We start from the raw sequence: 18,426 nt of genomic DNA, 5'->3' as shown, positions 1-18,426 counted from the left end.
GGACAGGAGTTCTGACATGACCAACGAGGTAGCGATCATCGGCGTGGGGATGCACCCCTTCGGCCGATTCGAGGGCAAGACCGCCATGCAGATGGGCACCGACGCGATCCGGGCCGCGCTCACCGACGCCGGGCTGGAATGGCGCGATGTGCAATTCGCGGTCGGCGGCAGTTGGGAGGTCGCCAATCCCGACGCGATCGTGGGCATGATGGGACTGACCGGTATTCCGTTCACGAATGTCTTCAACGCCTGCGCCACCTCCGCCAGCGCCACCGAAGCGTGCGCCGACGCGATCCGGCTCGGCAAGTACGACATCGGCATCGCGATCGGGATGGACAAGCATCCGCGTGGGGCCTTCACCGTCGACCCGACCCTGGTCGGCATGCCCAAGTGGTACGGCGAGAACGGCCAATACCTGACCACGAAGTTCTTCGGGATGAAGGCCAATCGCTACCTCCACGACCACGGCATCTCCCAGGAGACCCTGGCCAAGGTGGCCGCCAAGAACTACCGCAACGGCGGCTTGAACCCGAATGCCTTCCGGCGCAAGCCGATCAGCGAGCAGGAAATTCTCGACTCGCCGATGTTCAACTACCCCCTGACCCACTACATGTTCTGCGCGCCCGATGAGGGCGCGGCCGCGGTGATCATGTGCCGGGCCGACATCGCGCACCGGTACACGAGCAAGCCGATCTTCGTGCGAGCTGTCGAGGTACGGACGCGGACCTACGGCGCCTACGAGGTCAATACGACCTACGCCCCGGTGCAGGAGGATGTCTCGCCCTCGGTCTATGCCGCGCGCAGCGCGTTCGAGTCGGCGGGGGTCTCGCCCGGCGACATCGATGTGGTCCAGTTGCAGGACACCGACGCCGGCGCCGAGATCATCCATATGGCCGAAGCGGGCTTCTGTGCCGACGGCGAGCAGGAACGGCTGATCGCCGAGGGGGCGACCGAGATCTCCGGATCTCTGCCGGTGAACACCGACGGCGGACTCATCGCCAACGGCGAACCGATCGGTGCCTCCGGCATGCGCCAGTTGCACGAGCTCGTCCTGCAACTGCGCGGCACCGCGGGCGATCGGCAGGTCGGCGGTACACCCACAGCCGGGTTCGCCCTGCTCTACGGCGCTCCCGGCACCGCGGGCGCCACCATCGTCACCACATGAACGCGCCGGGCTCGGCCGACCGAGACCGAAATCCTGGAAAGTTGCCCAGCACTGGAGGTTTGCTGTGAAGGTTCCGTTCACCTGGAAGGTCACCGGCTGGTTCATGGTCGGCTGGTCGGCCGAGTTCCCGATCGGGCAGACACGCCCGTTGAAGTACTTCGGCGAGGATCTGGTCGGCTACCGCGACGAGGCGGGCGAGGTACACATCCTGACCGGCCACTGCAAGCATCTCGGCGCCCATCTCGGCCACGGCGGCAAGGTCGTCGGCGACTGCGTGGAATGCCCGTTCCATGGCTGGCGCTGGGGACCGGACGGCCGGAACAAGAACATCCCCGGCGAGGACCGCGTCAATCGTGGTCTGCGTCTGCAGGTGTATCCGGTCAACGAGCAGAACGGGTGTGTGTTCATGTGGCACCACCCGGAGGGAAAGCCGCCGCAGTGGGAGATGCCCGACATCCTCACGATGTTCCCCGACCTCGGTTCCGATCCGGACGCCTACTACCGCCCGTACCCGGAGTTCTCGAGCAAGACCGAACGTGAGCCCGTGCACCCACAGGTGGTGCTCGAGAACGGTCCGGACAGTTTGCATTTCGAGTATGTGCACGGCGCGACGGTCACCCCGCAGATGCTGGACTACAGCGCGGTCGACCACACGTGGAACTTCCTGACCGGATGGCCGGACGCGCGCAGTGACGACCCGAACAAGATGGCGTTGAAGATCCACGCCCAGATGTTCGGTCTCGGCGGTTCGATCAGCGCGTTCGAGGGGTCATCGAAGCACCGGCTGATCTTCGCGACCACTCCGGTCGACGACGAGTGCTCGGATCTGTTCTATTCGATCTGGTGGCCGAAGAACCCGGGTGACGACGGCGATGTGCCGCCGCCGGAAGTTCGTGCGCGGGTGGAGAAGCAATTCCTGGTGACGGTCTGGGAAGACCTCGACATCTGGCGCTACCAGAAATACGTGGAGAAGCCCCCGCTCTCGCCCAAGGACGCCAAACCGTATCTGTCGCTGCGCCAGTGGGCTGCCCAGTTCTACGACGTGCCACCGGCCGACGCCGCGGCAGTATCGTCCGCGCGGTGAGCGGATGAGCGTGCGGTCACTGGCTGATCTGGTGGCCCCGGCCCATACCGCCGTGATCACCCAGGAATGCCAAGGCGCGGTGGTCGGCCCCGCCGCCGGGTTGCCCGCGCTCGCGCGCGAGGCCCGGCGGGCCGCGCTGCCCAATATCGCGACCCTGCTCCCGGCGGCCCGCGTCGCCGGGGTGCGGGTCGTGCACTGTCTGGTGTGGCGGCGTGCGGACGGTCTCGGCTCCAATCACAACGCGAAGTTGTTCGCCCTCGGGCGCCGCGGCGTCGCGGTGACCCCGGGCAGCGAGGGTGCGACCCTGCTGCCCGAACTGGGCCCGGAACCCACCGATCTGGTACTCGGCCGACAGCACGGTCTCGGGCCGATGGGCGGCACCGACCTCGACGCCGTGCTCCGCAACCTCGGTGTCAAGACCATTGTGGTGGTGGGTGTTTCGCTGAACGTGGCGATTCCGAACCTGGTGATGGACGCGGTCAACGCCGCCTACGATGTCGTGTTGCCCCGCGATGCGGTCGCGGGCGTACCCAGCGAATACGGCGAGGCGATCATCGACAACACCTTGTCGTTGATCGCCACCGTCACCACGACCGCCGAGCTGATGGCCGCTTGGCGCTGAGGCAGGCAACCTCGTCGACGACAACAAAACGGCGCTCCAGCCTTCTCGAGGCTGGAGCGCCGTTTGCGTAGGTTGTCCGATCAGTCGCTGGACGGCAGTTGCTTGGCCTCCTTGAGACCGAGCGGGATCTCGTTCACATCGAGGGTGCCTCTGCCCGCTCGCGTGACGAGCAGTTCGGCGCCGGTGTCGTGGACGTAGCGTTTACCGACCGCGGTGCCGCCGGCGAACGCGGGATCGAGGACCGCCCCGGTGCCGGTCTCGCTGCCCAACGGCACCATCGGGGCACCGCCACAACGCAAGTCGTCGATGGCGTCGGTGGATTTGATGACGATGACCTGTGTTTCACAGACCTGGCTCGTCAGCCGGGTGCCGCTCTTGATCACGATGACTCCTAGAGGATGGACGGGGCGGAGGAGATCTCCTGGATGAGGTTGCGCCGCAGGATCTTGCCGGTCGGCGTGGTGGGAAGGTCGTCGCGGAAGACGACCCGGTCCGGCGTGCGCGACCCACGCAGATTGGCCCGCACGTGGGCGCGCAGCAGTTCCGGATCAGGCGTGGCGCCGGGGGAGGCGACGATGACGGCGACGATGATCTGCCCCCACTGTTCGTCGGGCACGCCGATCACGGCGACTTCGCGAACATCGGGATGTTCGACGAGCACGTCCTCGATCTCGGCGGGAGCGATGTTCTCCCCGCCGCGGATGATGGTGTCGTCGGAGCGGCCACCGATGAACAGATAGCCGTCGGCATCGAGCTCGGCGAGGTCCTTGGTGGGGAACCAGCCCTCGGCATCGAGGACGGAACCGAGCTCGGCGTAGACCCCCGAAACCTGCGGTCCCCGGACGAACAACTCGCCGACCGCGCCGGGCGCGAGCACCGCACCGGCGGCGTCGCGGATCTGCAATTCGACACCGGGCACCGCCCGCCCGACCGAGCCGAGTCGCCTGGCGACCGCGGGGTCGTTGGACCCGTGGGCGAGTCGGTGATCCTCGGGGGTCGACACCGCGATGGTCGAACTGGTCTCGGTGAGACCGTAGGCGTTGACCAGGCCGACCTCGGGCAGCAGCTCGAGCACCGCGCGAACCAGCGGCAGCGGCGCCTTGGCGCCGCCGTAGGCCAGGGTGCGCAGCGTCGGAAGTTCGACGCCGGGCCCGGCACGGAGCACGGTGACGATGCGATCGAGCATGGTGGGTACGACCGTGGCGTTGGTGATCTGTTCCTCGCGGACGAGGTCGATCCAGCGGACCGGGTCGAACTGGCGCAGGTACACGGTGCGTCGGCCCGCGTACAGATTCGACAGCGCCGCGCTGACGCCCGCGATGTGATAAGGCGGCACACAGATCAGCGCCGCGTCGCCGGGTTCGGCGGAGGCGAACTCCACGGTGCCCATCACGTAGCCGGTGAGATTGGCGTGTGTCAGTTCGACGGCCTTGGGTCGCGCGGTCGTGCCGGAGGTGAACAACAGCACGGCGACGTCGTCGGGCGAGGCGTCCTGAACTGTGTGCTCCCCGTCGGCGGTCCGGAGGGCGGCGAGGAACAACGCGGAATCGATGACCTGTTTGCCGCAGCCCGCCACCATCTCGAGGTATTCGGAGTCGACAACGATCAGCGGGTTCGGCAGCCGGTCGATCAGGTCGCGCAGGCCGGTAGCGCTGAGGCGGTAGTTCAGCGGTGTGAACGCCACCGCGGCGCGCGCGGATCCGAACAGCAACAGCGGCAGCATGATGCCGCCGGTTCCCACGTACGCGACATGCTCGGCACCGGAGGAACCGATCAGTCCGGCCGCCCGGTCGGCCAGTTCGCTCAATTGCGCCGCGCTCGTTCGCGTTCCGTCGGAGACGACCGCGGCCCGCTCCGGTTCACTGGCCGCGACCATCTCGAGCATTACCGAAATGCTCAATTCATCACCTCATCGATTTCGGAGAAGGATGCGGCCACCCTGGTCTGCAGACCGAGGGTGGCCGCGTCGTCGTGCGGTCAGCCCGCGTTCTGGGCGGTAGCCGCTTTGATCTGCGCCGCGAACGCCTCGAGCTTGTCCTCGGATGTGGAGTTCTTGTGCTTGCGGGCCTGCACGCTGACGTCGTGATCGGCCGCGGCCGCCCGCAGCGCGCCGACAGTGGCCTGCTCGCGCGGAATGTGCTGAAACGGGTCGAAGGAGTACCAGCGCATCGCGTTGAGGTGGGTCATCTTGTCGATCTCGTCGTCGGGCACCTGCTCGCGCCCGAGTACCTGCTCGAGTACCTCGGGAGCGTCGGGCCACATGGAATCGCTGTGTGGGTAGTCCATTTCCCACATGATGTTGTCGATGCCGATTTCGTGGCGCAGCCGGACACCGATCGGATCGCTGATGAAGCAGGTCATGAAGTGGTCGCGGAATACCTCCGAGGGGACTTTGCCGCCGAAGTCCTGCATCGTCCAGGTGGAGTGCATCTCGAAGGTGCGGTCGACGCGCTCGAGGAAGTACGGAATCCAGCCGGTGCCGCCCTCGGACAGTGCGATCTTGAGGTCCGGGTAGTCCTTGACCGGGCGCGACCAGAGCAGGTCCGCCGCGGCCTGCACGATGTTCATCGGCTGCAAGGTGATCATCACATCCGGCGGCGAGTCGACCGCGGGGATGGACAGCCGTCCCGAGGAGCCGATATGAACGTTGAGCACGGTATCGGTATCGACCAGGGCTTTCCACAGCGGATTCCAGAACGGATCGTGGAAGCTCGGGTAGCCGAGCGCGGCGGGATTCTCGCTGAAGGTCAGCGAGTGCACGCCCTTGTCCGCCACTCGGCGGACTTCGGCGGCGCACAACTCGGCGTCCCAGATCACCGGCAGTGCCATCGGGATGAACCGGCCCGGGTAGGCGCCGCACCATTCGTCGATGTGCCAGTCGTTGTAGGCCCGGACCAAGGCGAGGGAGAAATCGGAGTCCTCGGTCGCGAACAGTCGTCCCGCGAAACCGGGGAACGACGGGAAGTTCATCGACGCCAGTACCCCACCCGCGTTCATGTCCTTGATGCGTTCGTGGACATCGAAACATCCGGGGCGGATCTCGTCGAGACCGTCGGGCTCGAGACCGTATTCCTCTTTCGGGCGCCCGGCCACGGCATTGAGCGCCACATTGGGGATGACGGTGTCGCGGAACTTCCAGACATCGGCGCCGTTGTCGGTGCGCACCAATCGAGGTGCCTCGGCGGCGTACTTCGCGGGCAGGTGGTTGGTGAACATGTCCGGCGGCTCGATGATGTGATCATCGACGCTGATCAGGATCATGTCGTTCTTATCCACGATCACACTCCTTAAATGATTACAGTAAGGGTTACAATATAGCCCATGGTCGGTTCAGTAGGCCATGAACAGGATTTGCTCGCGGCTGTATCGGTGGTCGGGGTGCTGCTCGGTGAGATGGCGCTGAGCGGCGGCGACCAGGTCGTCTTCATCGGTTCCGATCAGGAATTCACCGCACGGGCAGCTCAAATGCCGCTTCATGATTCGGCCCCGATCGGCGGCACGGCGCGTTCGGCACTCACAGGATCGCCCCGCTCTCTTTCGCCGCGATGATGTCGTCCCATTCCAGGCCGAGCTCGAGCAGGATCGTCTCGGTGTGCTCGCCGTACTCGGGGGCCCGGCTCGCCGGTGCGGGCTGCTCGTCGAATTGCACGGGAGCGGCGACGGTTCGGTAGTCGTTGCCCGCGCTGTCGGTGACCGTCATCAGGTAGCCGTTGGCCGCGACCTGGGGGTCGTCGAGAACCTCGCGCGGACTCGCGATCGTCGCCCAGACGCCGGGCTCGTCGGCGAGCGCCTTCTGCCAGTCGGCGAGATCGCGCTCGGCGAAGGTCTTGCGCAGTTCGGCGGTGGCGGCCTCCTGATTGACGACCAGGTTCGCCAGCGGCACGAACCGCTCGTCGACACCGAGATCGGGCCTGCCGACGCGCTCGCAGAATCCGCGCCAATACCGGTCGGCTTGCAGGAGTACGAGCTGGACCCATCGGTTGTCCCGCGTTCGATAGCGGTTCACCGCGGGATTGAGTGCGGTACCGGCCTCGCCGGCCGGAATGCGGTCGATGTCGTAGTAATCGGCTGCGGCGATATCCGGTGCGACGGCCCACATGCCCTGTGCCAGTAGGGAACTGTCGACCAGCGGAGCGTGCCCGGTGCGTTCGCGGTGGAACAGGGCGGCGGTGACGCCCCCGGCCAGCGTGATGCCGCCCTGAAGGTCGCCGAAGGCGGGTCCCTGGGCCATCGGGAATTCGGAATTCGTCGGCGTCAGCGCGTACGCGACGCCGGCGCGCGCGAGATAGCTCGCCGCGTCGAAGCCGCCGCGGTCCTTCTCCGGGCCACGGCTGCCGTGGCCACTGCCTCGGACGATGATGACGTTCGGGTTGAACTCGCGGATCTGCTCGACGGTCAAGCCGGCTCGCTCGAGTGGCGCGGGGAGCCAATTGGTCAGGAAGACATCGGCTCCGGCGATCAATCGGCCGAGGATCTGCCTGCCCTGGGTGGACTTGATATCGACGCCGATGCTGCGTTTGCCGTGGTTGCCGAGCTCCATCATGAAGTTGGCCCGCACCTCGGTGCCGGTGCCGTCGAGGCCGCCGATGGTCAGGTTACGGCACGGATCGCCGCCGTTGGTGTCCTCGATCTTGATGACATCGGCGCCCCAGTCGGCCAGCGCGGCTCCCGCGCTGGGCACGTAGGTCCACGATGCCAATTCGACCACTGTGACGCCACTGAGCAAACCGGACATCGGTGCTCCTCTCCCGCAATTGATACGTGTCGTGAAGTACTATACGGTAATCATTACAGTTACTCATCCAGGATGGCCATCGGGAGGCAATGTGAGCGACATCGTCGAAGAGCGGACGACGCTGAGTCCGGAGTGGGGCCGTCAGGCAGCCGCCGAGGCCGAATTCCGCATGCTCATCGACGGTGAGCTGACGGCAGCGGCGTCGGGCGCATCGTTCGACAATCGCAGTCCGGCCACCGGGGAAGTGCTCGGCACCACCGCGGCGGCCGACGAACAGGACATGCTGCGCGCCATCGCCGCCGCTCGCCGGGCGTTCGACGACACCACATGGTCGACCGACCGGGATCTGCGCCGCCGCTGCCTCGAACAGCTGCAGCGCGCGTTGGAGTCGGAGCTCGAGCTGTTCCGCACCGAACTCGTCGCCGAGGTGGGTTGCCCGGTGATGACCACGCAGACAGCGCAACTGGAGTGGCCGCTGGCGGAAGCGCTGCGGTATCCGGCGGGCCTGATCGACGAGTTCGAGTGGGAGCGGACTCTCGCGGGCGGCGGCGTCTTCGGCGATCGCAACCGGCGCATCGTCGTACAGGAACCGGTGGGTGTGGTCGCCGCGATCTGCCCGTCGAACTTCCCGCTCGAGGTGATCCTCAACAAGCTGGGACCCGCGCTGGCCGCTGGAAACACCGTCGTGCTCAAACCCGACCCGAACACCCCGTGGAACGCGACCAGGCTCGGTCGGTTGATCGCCGAGCACACCGACTTCCCGCCGGGCGTTGTGAATGTCGTGACGACACCGTCCAACGAGGTGGCCGGACTCCTGGCGAGCGACCCCCGCGTCGACCTCATCTCGTTCACCGGTTCGACCGGCGTCGGGCGCACGCTGATGCGCCAGAGCGCGGGCACGATGAAGCGGACCTTCCTCGAACTCGGCGGAAAGTCCGCGCTCGTCGTGCTCGACGACGCGAAGCCCGAACACGCGCTGCGCAGCGCGGTGGGGGTCTGTGTGCACGCGGGCCAGGCGTGCGCGGCGACGAGCCGGATGCTGGTGCACCGCTCGATGTTCGACGACATGGTCGCGGCGGTGGGCGCGATGTTCGCGGCGGTGCCGGTGGGCGATCCGGTGCTGCCGCAGACGCTGGTCGGCCCGGTCATCAGCGCGGCCCAGCAGACCCGGGTACTCGATATGTGCGAGCGGGCGATTCGCGACGGCGCGCGACTGGTCACCGGTGGTGGCTTGCCCGCCGATCTGCCCGCCCACCTCGCCGGTGGCCACTTCGTCGCTCCGACGGTGTTCGTGACCGATGATCCGAACTCGGCGATCGCCCAGGAGGAGATCTTCGGTCCGGTCCTGGTGATGCTCGCGTTCGACGACGACGACGAGGCGGTGCGGATCGCCAACAACAGCGCCTTCGGCCTCGCGGGCGCGGTGCTGTCACAGTCCGACGAACGCGGTATGGGCATCGCCCGTCGACTCAGGACCGGTGCGGTCGGCGTCAACGGCGGCATGTTCTACGGCGCCGACGCGCCGTTCGGCGGCTACAAGAACAGCGGCGTCGGTCGCCAGTGCGGCATCGAGGGTTTCCAGCAATACCTGGAGACCAAGACCATCGGCGCCCGGACGCCGCGACAGCGCTGAGTCGCTGTCCGGCACAGCAATTCACCATCGAAGTACTGAAAGGTTGTCACCAGTGGGAAAATTGGACGGCAAGGTCGCGGTCATCTCGGGCGCGGCGCGAGGGCAGGGACGTTCGCACGCGGTGAACCTCGCCGCCGAGGGCGCGAGCATCATCGCCTTGGACATCTGTGCCGACCTCGAAGGCAACACCTACCCGCTCGCGCGGCCCGAGGACCTCGAGGAGACGGGCAGACTGGTCGAGAAGGAAGGTGCGCGTTTCCATCCGGTGGTCGTCGATGTGCGTGAGCGTGGCGCCGTCTGGCAGGCGGTCGCGCAGGGGGTCGAGGCGCTGGGACGGCTCGATATCGTGGTCGCCAACGCGGGCATCGCCCCGCTGGGCAGCGGCCAGACCATGCAGTCCTGGTCGGACACCATCGATACCGACCTCGTCGGTGTGTTCAACGTGGTGCAGGCGAGCCTGCCGCATCTCGGTGCCGGGGCGTCGATCATCGCCACCGGTTCCCTCGCCGCGCAGCTGGGGAGCTCGACCAAGCAGGGACCGGGCGGCTCCGCCTACAGCCTCGCGAAACAGGTTGTCGCGCACTACGTGAACGACCTGGCGGTCCAGCTCGCGAAGAAGTCCATTCGGGTCAACGCGGTGCATCCCACCAATGTCAATACCGACATGCTGCACAACGAGGGTATGTACAAGATCTTCCGTCCCGATCTCGAGGCGCCGACTCGCGCCGATGCCGAGGTGGCGTTCCCGGCGATGCAAGCGATGCGCGTGCCGTACATCGAGCCGCAGGACGTCTCCAACCTCGTGGTCTTCCTCGCCTCCGAGGATTCGCGCTACATCACCGGCAGCCAATTACGGGTGGATGCGGGTGGTTTCGTCAAAGCCGTGCCCTGGGGGAAGTGAGCGATGAGCGACACGACGACGGTGTACAAGCTCTACCGCTGTGTCATCTGCGGATGGGAGTACGACGAGGAACTCGGCTGGCCGGACGACGGCATCGAACCCGGCACCCGCTGGGACGACATCCCCGAGGACTGGACCTGCCCCGATTGCGGCGCCGAGAAGGCCGAGTTCGACATGGTCGAGGTCGATCGGTGACGATCGCGCGACACGGCCGGGCGGTGATCGTCGGCACCGGTGTCGCCGGCGCCAGCGCGGCCGAGACGCTGCGCAAGGAAGGGTTCGCCGGATCGATCGTGCTGGTCGGCGACGATCCGGCGGCGCCGTATCGTCGCCCGATGGTCTCCAAGGAACTGCTGTCCGGCTCGGTCGGCGAGGAGAAAGCACGGCTCAAGCCCGCTGCGTTCTGGACGGACAAGTCGATCGAGCTGCGCACGGGTGTGACCGTGCTTTCCTTCGACACCGCCTCGGCCTGTGTCGAGCTCGACGACGGCGACCAGCTCGGCTATGACGCGCTGATTCTCGCGACCGGGGGCAGGCCGCGACGGCTGGATCTGCTGCCCGAGGCCGAGACGCTCCGGCACCTGCGTGACGCGGCCCGATTGCGGCAGATTCTCGATCGCGTCGGTGCTACCGGCGCCGTACCGAGTGTTCTCGTCGTCGGCGGTGGACTGGTCGGTTTGGAGGCGGCGGCCGCGGTGCGTACTTTCGGCGCCGACGTCGTGGTGTTGGAGACGGCGGACCGGGTGCTCGGACGGGTGGTGCCCGCCGAGGTCTCGGCGAGCTATGCGCGTCTGCACCGGGATCGAGGGGTCCGCGTGCATACGGGAACACGGCTCGCGGCCGCGCACAACGAGAACGGCCGGACCCGCGTGTTCGCCGAGGATGGTCGGGAATGGGTCGCCGACGTGGTGATCGGCGCGGTCGGCATGACCCCGGATACCGAACTGGCGGTCCGCGCGGGCCTCACGGTCGATGACGGCGTCGTCGTCGACGAGTTCGGGGCGACCTCCGCGCCCGGGGTGTACGCGGCCGGTGACGTCGCGCGGCTGCCGAACCGGATTCTGGGTGGGTCCGACCGGATCGAGCACTGGAATCACGCCCAGGCCCACGGCGCGGCCGTCGCGCATACCATCTTGGGCGCGCGGGTGCCGTATGAGGAAGTTCCGTGGTGTTGGACCAACCAGTTCGGTCGCAACCTCCAGATCGCGGGCTGGCCGGGCTACGGCACGGAGACGATCGTCTACGGCGACGTCGATGCCGGACCGTTCCTCGCGCTGACCCTGGTCGAGGATCGCCTGGTCGGCGTGCTCGGCGTCGGTAGGCCCAAGGATGTCCGAGCAGCTCAGAACCTGATCAAGAACGGCCCGTATCTGCCGCGAGCCGCGCTCGCGGCCGACGATCTCGATTTGGTCGAGTTGGCCTCGGCGCCAGAGCAATTCGCCGCATCAGCACGGGAATAGGCGCTCGTACAGCTCGCCTGGATCTGGTGCGCGCAACTCGGACCGACCGCCGCTTCGACACCGAAGCGGCGGTCGAGTCGTTTCAGGAGCGCGCCATCGCTGTCCGTGCCGCGTCGAGCAGATCGGCGTGATCGGTGAACTTGACCCGTGGTCGGCCGGTCGCCGCACCGGCGGACCGCTCGGCCTGGTCGATGGCTTTCCATCCCGCGCGATCGACGACATCGGGTTGCCGCTCGTTGACCAGCGCGGTGAGGGCGGCCCGATCGCCGGCGGGCGCGGTGAGTCTGCCCGCGACGAAATCGGCGACGAGGTGCTCGACGGTCTCCGCAGAGTCGACGCGGTTGGAGCCGATGACACCGCGCGGCCCACGCTTGATCCAGCCGCTGACATACACACCCTCGATCGGGCATCCGTCCGCGCCGATGACGCGACCGTGCTCGTTGGGCACCACGCCCAGTGCTTCGTCGAAGGGCAGATCCGCCACGGCGACTCCGCGATAGCCGATCGAACGCAACACCAGGCCGGTCTCCACCCGCTCGGTCTGATCGGTGGCCCGTGCCACCCGTTGTCCGTCCCGGTCGATCAGTTCGTTGCGGGCGAACTCGAGGGATTCGACCCGCTCGCCGCCGTGGATCTCGATCGGAGAAGTCAGATAGCGGAACACGATCCGCTTGTTCTCGGGGGTGGCCGGGTCACGCGAGTATTCCTCGGCCAGTGCGTACTTCAACCGCGGTGACGGCCCGGCGTCCGGGTGGTCCAGGGCAGCGTGGTCGACCGGGTCGAGCTCGAGGTCGGCCTCATCGATGATCACGTCCACACCGTCGAGATGCCGCAGCGCCATGAACTCCGGACTCGTGTAGGCGGCCTGCAACGGGCCGCGCCGCCCGAGCAGCACGACCTCACGGATGTTGCTCTCGCGCAGCGCGGCCAGGGCATGGTCGGCGATATCGGTGCCGGCCAGCTCGTCCGGTGACACCGTGAGCACGCGGGCCACGTCGAGGGCGACGTTGCCGTTGCCGACGATCACCGCGCGCGGCCCCGAGAGGTCGAAGACGCGATCGGCGTAGTCGGGGTGGCCGTTGTACCAGGCGACGAATTCCGTGGCCGAATGCGAACCGGGCAGGTCCTCGCCGGGCACGCCCATCCGGCGGTCGCTCGACGCACCGACGGCGTAGAGCACCGCGTGATGGTGGTCCATGAGCTCCGCGTGTGAGATATGTTCGCCCACTTCCACATTGAGGTGAAAGCCGACGCTGTCGCCACGGAACGCGGAGTCGAACAACTGCGTGACGGTCTTGGTGCCCGGATGGTCGGGAGCGACCCCGGCGCGCACGAGTCCCCATGGTGTCGGCAGCTTGTCGAAGATCTCGACCTCGGCCGAGCAGCGCCGCCGTAGCTCATCGGCGGCGTAGCACGCGGCGGGGCCCGCGCCGACGATCGCGACCCGGAGCGTGTCGAGACCCGTCGGTAGCCGGGGCGTCGGCGCGATCGAATCGAACGTCGAGCCCAACGGATGATGCTGGAAATAGGTGGCGTTGATATCGCGGAACCGGGCCAGCGACGCGGTCAGGCTGTCCTCGGGGAAGATGGCCTCGACCGGGCACGCGTCCGCGCACGCACCGCAGTCGATGCAGGTGTCGGGGTCGATGTAGAGCATTTCGGCCGTCGCGAATTCGGGGTGGTCCGGCCGAGGGCGGATGCAATCGACCGGGCACTCGGCGACGCAGGTGGCGTCGTTGCAACAACGCTGGGTGATGACATAGGCCATGTGTGCTGCTCCTTCGGGAGGGTGGAAATGCCAAGTCGCTCGGCGGATCGGGTCCGCATCCGCTGGCGCCCGACCTCGACTGGTGATATTACTGTAATGGCAACTGGAAGGGTTTCATCAGAGTCTCGCCCTTCGGCGGAATTCGAGTCGGGGTCGAACAGATTGGAGCCGGTGATGCCGGACAGTGACAGGCCACTCGCGGGCAAGACCCTGATCATGTCGGGCGGCAGCCGCGGCATCGGGCTCGAGATCGCCAAGCGGGTGGCCGCGGATGGGGCGAACATCACCCTGATCGCCAAGACCGATCAGCCACACCCCAAGCTGCCGGGCACCGTGCATACCGCGGCCGCGGAGATCGAACAGGCCGGCGGCTCGGTTCTCGCGGTCGTCGGTGATGTGCGCGACGACGCGGTGGTCGCGGCGGCGATAGATCGAACGGTCGAACGCTTCGGCGGGATCGACATCGTGATCAACAACGCATCGGCGATCGACCTCGCCACCACCGAGGCCCTGTCGATGAAGGCCTACGACCTGATGCTCGACATCAATTGCCGGGGCAGCTTCCTGCTGTCCAAGCTCGCTATCGGCGCGCTGCGGAAATCGGCACTGGCCGGGCGCAACCCGCACATCCTCACTTTGTCGCCACCGTTGAATCTCGAGCCGCGTTGGGCCGGAGCCCATCTCGGCTACACCATCGCCAAATACGGTATGTCGCTGACCACGCTGGGACTGGCCGAGGAACTGCGCGCCGACGGTATCGGCGTGAACTCGCTGTGGCCGCGTACCACGATCGCCACGGCGGCGATCCGGAACCGGGCCGGTGGCGAGGAGCGGATGGCCAGGTCACGCACACCGGCGATCTGCGCCGATGCCGCCTATCTGGTGCTCACCTCACCCGCCGAACGCATGACGGGCAACTTCCTGATCGATGAGGAAGTCCTGGCCGAGCACGGGATCACCGACCTGGACAGGTATCGGGCGGTTCCGGGGAACGCGCCGCTGACCGTCGATCTCTTCCTCTAGTACAGGAGTCGACCAGATGACCGAAGAGCTTGTGCTGCATCAACTCCGGCGCGACGGGGTGTGCACCCTGACGCTGCATCGCCCCCATCGCAAGAACGCGATCACCATCGGGCTGTGGACCGCCCTGCGCGAAGCTCTGGACACGATCGCGCACGACCCCGCGGTGCGGGCGGTGGTTCTGACGGGGGCGGGTGGATCGTTCTGTTCCGGCGCCGACGTCACCGACAGTGATCCCTATGCCGCGCCGTTCGCCAAGCTGCAGGCGATCTCGGACGTCGCCCAGCGCCTGCACGATCTGCCGATCCCGACCGTCGCCAAAGTACGCGGTGTCGCGGTCGGCGCCGGATGGAATCTGGCACTGGGGTGTGACCTGGTCGTCGCGACGCCGGACGCGACGTTCTCCCAGGTCTTCGCCCGCCGTGGGCTCTCGCTGGACTGCGGCGGTTCGTGGCTGTTGCCCAAGCTCGTGGGGGTGCAGCAGGCCAAGCGACTGGCGCTGCTGGCCGAGACGATCGACGCCGCGGCCGCGCTCGAACTCGGACTGCTCACCTGGGTCGTCACCGAGGCCGAGATCGACGACTTCGTCGACAGCATCGCCGACCGGCTGGCGGCGGCCCCGCCGATCGCCGTCGCGCAGACGAAGGCCCTGCTCAACGAAGGCGCTGATCGGACGATGCACCAGGCGCTGGCCAGCGAATCGCGCGCGCAAGCGGTCAACTTCGCGACAACCGATGTGCCCGAGGCGTATTCGGCGTTCGCACAGAAACGAGAAGCGGCCTTCACCGGGGCGTGGAACGTTCGTCGGCCGCCGACCTGATGGCGATCGAACCAGCCGCGACTAGGCCATCGTTATTCGGCTCGGGCGGCGGACCTGCTCCGCCGCGGGGCGGCGGCCTTCTTGGCCGCGACGACTTTCTCGGCCGCCGCGGGTTTCTTGGCCGCTACGGTCTTCTTGGCCGCTACGGTCTTCGCGGCCGCCGCGGGCTTCCTCGTGGGCGCGGCCTTCGTCGCCGATCCGGCTGCTGTCTTCTTGGCGGGGGCGGCCTTCTTGCGCGGGGTCGACGGCGGTCCTGCCTCGATCAATCGGCTAGCGCGCTCGAGAATGGACTCGAGTCCGTACTCGAAATTGGCGTCGTCGGGAGCACCGCTGTGATGGCCTCGCGTTCTCGCCTCGGCCAGCAGGGGAGTGGTTTCCGGGGAAATGGTCAGGTGCTCGTAGTAGGCGCCGCGTTCGATACCGGATTCCTTGTTCTTGTCGTAGAGCCGCTGCAAAACAATGGATCCGCGAGTGTGCAACTGGATCGCCGAGTACGTGTCGACGGCATCGTCGAGCGTCAGGCCGGCTTCCATGAGACTCGCGATCACCTGCTCGGTCAGCTGTGCGCCGAGTTGGGCGGCCAAGGGGCTGAGCGCCGATCGAATCAGGATCAGATCGCAGAGAATGGGGTTGCCCAGGAACGTCGCTCGCATGGTCCTGGCGTGGTCGCGCATCGTGACTTGCCAGTCGCTCGCCTGAATGAACGGGGCTTCGTTGGCATACTGCTCCAACGCGCGATCGGTCATCGCGTTGAGCAGGTCGTCCTTCTTGCGGAAATACCAGTAGATGCTGGTCACGCCGACATCGAGATGCTTGCCGAGCATCGGCATACTGAGATTGTCGAGGGACACATCTTCCGCGAGTTCGAATGCGCCGTCGAGGATATCCTCCGGATTCAGTGACCCTCGCTCGCGTCGCTGCCGCTTATCCGTAGTCGCTTGCTGTTTGGCCATGCCGTAACCCGCCTTTGTGAGTCCCTGAGTTTACCGACGTTAACTGTTGTCGACGCTGCGCCGCCAGTACTGGTGTTGTGCACCACAGTAAATGCTACCGCGAGGCATTCTATCGACTCGTCGAGTCGATCACCGGGAGGAGTCGATCTGATGTCGGCTACGCGCGAATATTGAGATAGCCTCTATTACTGTAGTGAATACAGTAATAGTTACAGGACAAAGGGCTGTGCGGCGGCGGTGAACGCACCCGCCGGCCTCATCCATCGAAGGGACCGTTCATGAGCACTCTCGGACACAGCGGATTCGCCAGGTCCTGGCTGTTCGCTCCTGGCGACAGCGCGCGGAAAATGGCGAAAGCGGCCGCTGGGGCCGCCGATATCGTGCTCATCGATCTCGAGGACTCCGTCGCGGACGCGGAAAAGCCCGCAGCCAGGAAACAGACCGCGGATTTCCTCGCCGCACACGCGGAATCGGACCGCCGCCGACTGTGGGTCCGGGTCAATCCCCTCGACGGCCCACACACACTGGCGGATCTGGCCGCGATCGTGCCCGCGCGACCGGGCGGAATCATGCTGCCCAAATCCCGTGGTGGTCAGGACGTGCGGACACTGGACCACTATCTGTCCGCGTTGGAGGTCGCCGCCGATGCCGAGCCCGGCCGGATCGGGGTGATCGTGCTGGCCCCGGAGTCCGCCGAAGCCGTCTTCACCACCGGAACCTACCGGGACGCGCCGAGGTTGGCCGCCCTCAGCTGGGGTGTGGAAGACCTGGCCGCGTCGCTGGGGGCCGGTACACATCGCGGCCCCGACGGCGGCTACGGCTTCACCTACGAGTTGGCGCGAAGTCTCTGTCTGGTCGGCGCGGCGAGTGCCGGGGTGGCCGCCATCGACACCATCCACGGCGACTATCGCGATCTCGACGGTCTGCGAGCTCGTGCGGAAAAGGCTCGCCGCGAGGGCTTTCGCGGGATGTTGGCCATTCATCCGGATCAGGTGGACATCATCAACGCGGCGTTCGCGCCCAGCGTCGAGGAACTGGCCGCTGCCCAGGAGATCGTGGATTTGTTCGCCGCCGATCCCGCGGCCGGAGCGATCGGTTACCGAGGCGGTCTACTCGATCGACCGCACCTGGCCAGAGCGCGGGCGCTCCTCGCCACTCGCAGGCAACCCTGATCCTCGGGCTCGCTGGGGATCTACGATGGTGAGGTGGAGCTGGCGCGGATTTCGTGATTCGGTGAGGGCGGCACGCGATGGTCAGGAAGCGAATCACGACCGAGTCGGGTGTCGAGCTCGCGGTCGAAGTCGCCGGCGTCGGCTCGTCGCTGGTTCTGATCGCCGGGGCAGGGGGAAACTGTTCGACGTGGGATCCGGTGTGGCCACACCTACACTCGGTTCGCCGATCTGTCCGGTATGACCTCCGTGGCTGCGGCGCATCCGAGGACCGCACCACCGAGGCGTTCCGTCATGCCGACGACCTCGCAGTGATACTCGATCATCTCGGGATCGCGCGAACCACTGTCGTCGGCGTCTCGATGGGCGGGCGCATCGCACTCGATTTCGCACTCGATCATCCCGGCCGGGCCGACCAGTTGATCTTGATCAGCCCGAATCTGGCCGGCTGGGACTGGTCGACCGACTGGCAGCGACGCTGGCAGCAACTCACCACGGCGGCCCGCGATGGCCTGCTCGACCGGGTCCGCGATCTGTGGTGGCGCCACCCGCTGTTCGCCACGGCCCGGCGCGACCCGGCGATCTCGGCGCGCCTACGCGCCGAGATCGCCGTGGACGACTGCCGGGCCTGGCTCGATGCGGATCGGGAGACGTCACCGCGGCAGCCGCACGTGGAGCGGCTGACCGAGCTGACTATGCCGTTACTGCTGATAACCGGTCGCGACGACCTCGACGATTTCCGGGTCATGGCCGACATCATCGAAGCGATGGTCGCGGACATGCGGCGCGTCGATCTGCCCGGAACCGGTCACCTCGCACATCTGGAGCGCCCCGCCGAAACGGTCCGCGCGATCACCGCTTTCCTGACCGAAAGCTAGCCGCACCCCCGGTCCGCTGTGACCGAGCCGGGGCTGCCGGATCGACGCCCTGCGCCACGCTGCTCACAGGTACTCGCACGGTGTAGCCAGAAATTCCCTATTGCCATTACAGTATGTATTACCGTAGCGTGTCTCGCGTCACATGGTTGAGCTGACGACCTGGCCGATGGGCATGGCCGCCAGCTGTGTTGGAACAGTTCGGGCCCGCAGTGCTGCCG

Annotated in this window: 17 protein-coding genes and 1 pseudogene; 11 read left to right on the top strand and 7 right to left on the bottom strand. The window is 66.7% G+C overall.

Translation table 11 applies throughout. The features are described 5' to 3' along the window. Positions 1 to 16: 16 nt before the first annotated feature. The 3 genes from NA12_RS06395 (at position 17) to NA12_RS06385 (ending at position 2,871) form a co-directional block, all read left to right on the top strand. A complete protein-coding gene (locus NA12_RS06395; protein ID WP_067446979.1) occupies positions 17 to 1,165 on the top strand; it encodes a thiolase family protein in 1,149 nt (382 codons plus the stop codon). 64 nt (positions 1,166 to 1,229) lie between these two features. Further along, on the top strand, positions 1,230 to 2,249 hold the full coding sequence (locus NA12_RS06390; RefSeq protein WP_067446977.1) for an aromatic ring-hydroxylating oxygenase subunit alpha: 1,020 nt from the start codon (positions 1,230 to 1,232) through the stop codon (positions 2,247 to 2,249). 4 nt (positions 2,250 to 2,253) lie between these two features. Continuing rightward, on the top strand, positions 2,254 to 2,871 hold the full coding sequence (locus tag NA12_RS06385; protein ID WP_067446975.1) for a cysteine hydrolase family protein: 618 nt from the start codon (positions 2,254 to 2,256) through the stop codon (positions 2,869 to 2,871). A gap of 80 nt (positions 2,872 to 2,951) precedes the next feature. On the opposite strand, the gene NA12_RS06380 is transcribed toward NA12_RS06385, so the two are convergent. The 5 genes from NA12_RS06380 to NA12_RS06360 all read right to left on the bottom strand — a co-directional run bounded on the left by NA12_RS06380 (position 2,952) and on the right by NA12_RS06360 (position 7,606). Next, entirely contained in the window at positions 2,952 to 3,254 is a 303-nt protein-coding gene (locus NA12_RS06380) for a hypothetical protein (RefSeq protein ID WP_067446973.1), read from the bottom strand. An 8-nt stretch (positions 3,255 to 3,262) separates the two neighbouring features. Beyond that, positions 3,263 to 4,771, bottom strand: coding sequence for a class I adenylate-forming enzyme family protein (locus NA12_RS06375; protein WP_067446970.1), 1,509 nt, complete (start codon positions 4,769 to 4,771; stop codon positions 3,263 to 3,265). Positions 4,772 to 4,848: 77 nt separating this feature from the next. After that, complete coding sequence (locus tag NA12_RS06370; RefSeq protein ID WP_084472472.1) at positions 4,849 to 6,147, bottom strand: amidohydrolase family protein; 1,299 nt, start codon at positions 6,145 to 6,147, stop codon at positions 4,849 to 4,851. Positions 6,148 to 6,201: 54 nt separating this feature from the next. Continuing rightward, positions 6,202 to 6,348, bottom strand: a complete 147-nt coding sequence (locus NA12_RS06365) for a DUF1059 domain-containing protein (protein WP_067446967.1) — start codon at positions 6,346 to 6,348, stop codon at positions 6,202 to 6,204. 37 nt (positions 6,349 to 6,385) lie between these two features. Continuing rightward, a complete protein-coding gene (locus NA12_RS06360; RefSeq protein WP_067446965.1) occupies positions 6,386 to 7,606 on the bottom strand; it encodes a CaiB/BaiF CoA transferase family protein in 1,221 nt (406 codons plus the stop codon). A gap of 169 nt (positions 7,607 to 7,775) precedes the next feature. On the opposite strand from NA12_RS06360, the gene NA12_RS06355 reads away from it, so the two are divergent. From NA12_RS06355 to NA12_RS06340, 4 genes are read left to right on the top strand one after another with little or no spacing between them, the layout of a single operon-like run. Then, the gene (locus tag NA12_RS06355; protein WP_132369947.1) at positions 7,776 to 9,239 is read left to right on the top strand and encodes an aldehyde dehydrogenase family protein; all 1,464 of its coding nucleotides are present in this window, start codon (positions 7,776 to 7,778) and stop codon (positions 9,237 to 9,239) included. A 52-nt stretch (positions 9,240 to 9,291) separates the two neighbouring features. Further along, a complete protein-coding gene (locus NA12_RS06350; RefSeq protein ID WP_067446961.1) occupies positions 9,292 to 10,140 on the top strand; it encodes a mycofactocin-coupled SDR family oxidoreductase in 849 nt (282 codons plus the stop codon). A gap of 3 nt (positions 10,141 to 10,143) precedes the next feature. Next, entirely contained in the window at positions 10,144 to 10,335 is a 192-nt protein-coding gene (locus tag NA12_RS06345) for a rubredoxin (RefSeq protein ID WP_067446959.1), read from the top strand. Further along, positions 10,332 to 11,600 (top strand): NAD(P)/FAD-dependent oxidoreductase, encoded by a 1,269-nt coding sequence (locus NA12_RS06340; RefSeq protein WP_067446957.1) that lies wholly within the window; start codon positions 10,332 to 10,334, stop codon positions 11,598 to 11,600. Before NA12_RS06345 ends, NA12_RS06340 begins: the two co-directional genes overlap by 4 nt. 82 nt (positions 11,601 to 11,682) lie before the next feature. Here NA12_RS06340 and NA12_RS06335 read toward each other — a convergent pair whose 3' ends face one another. Then, positions 11,683 to 13,368: an FAD-dependent oxidoreductase gene (locus tag NA12_RS06335; RefSeq protein WP_067446955.1), complete on the bottom strand. Its 1,686-nt coding sequence runs from the start codon at positions 13,366 to 13,368 to the stop codon at positions 11,683 to 11,685. Between the two features lie 174 nt (positions 13,369 to 13,542). Here NA12_RS06335 and NA12_RS06330 point away from each other — a divergent pair, with 174 nt between their 5' ends. Continuing rightward, positions 13,543 to 14,391, top strand: a complete 849-nt coding sequence (locus tag NA12_RS06330) for an SDR family oxidoreductase (protein WP_067446953.1) — start codon at positions 13,543 to 13,545, stop codon at positions 14,389 to 14,391. A gap of 16 nt (positions 14,392 to 14,407) precedes the next feature. Further along, positions 14,408 to 15,208: an enoyl-CoA hydratase/isomerase family protein gene (locus tag NA12_RS06325; RefSeq protein WP_067446951.1), complete on the top strand. Its 801-nt coding sequence runs from the start codon at positions 14,408 to 14,410 to the stop codon at positions 15,206 to 15,208. A gap of 170 nt (positions 15,209 to 15,378) precedes the next feature. Here NA12_RS06325 and NA12_RS06320 read toward each other — a convergent pair. Continuing rightward, a pseudogene (locus tag NA12_RS06320) lies at positions 15,379 to 16,161 on the bottom strand (TetR family transcriptional regulator); the annotation flags it as partial. Between the two features lie 278 nt (positions 16,162 to 16,439). Between NA12_RS06320 and NA12_RS06315 the strand changes: the two are divergent. Next, entirely contained in the window at positions 16,440 to 17,333 is an 894-nt protein-coding gene (locus NA12_RS06315) for an HpcH/HpaI aldolase/citrate lyase family protein (RefSeq protein ID WP_067446947.1), read from the top strand. 77 nt (positions 17,334 to 17,410) lie between these two features. Continuing rightward, positions 17,411 to 18,208: an alpha/beta fold hydrolase gene (locus tag NA12_RS06310; protein ID WP_067446945.1), complete on the top strand. Its 798-nt coding sequence runs from the start codon at positions 17,411 to 17,413 to the stop codon at positions 18,206 to 18,208. Positions 18,209 to 18,426: the final 218 nt, after the last annotated feature.

It is taken from the genome of Nocardia alba NBRC 108234 (assembly GCF_001612665.1).
GTDB classification, from domain to species: Bacteria; Actinomycetota; Actinomycetes; order Mycobacteriales; family Mycobacteriaceae; genus Nocardia; species Nocardia alba.
The sequence above is the reverse complement of the archived record's forward strand: the minus strand, read 5'-3'. Positions and strand labels throughout refer to the sequence as shown.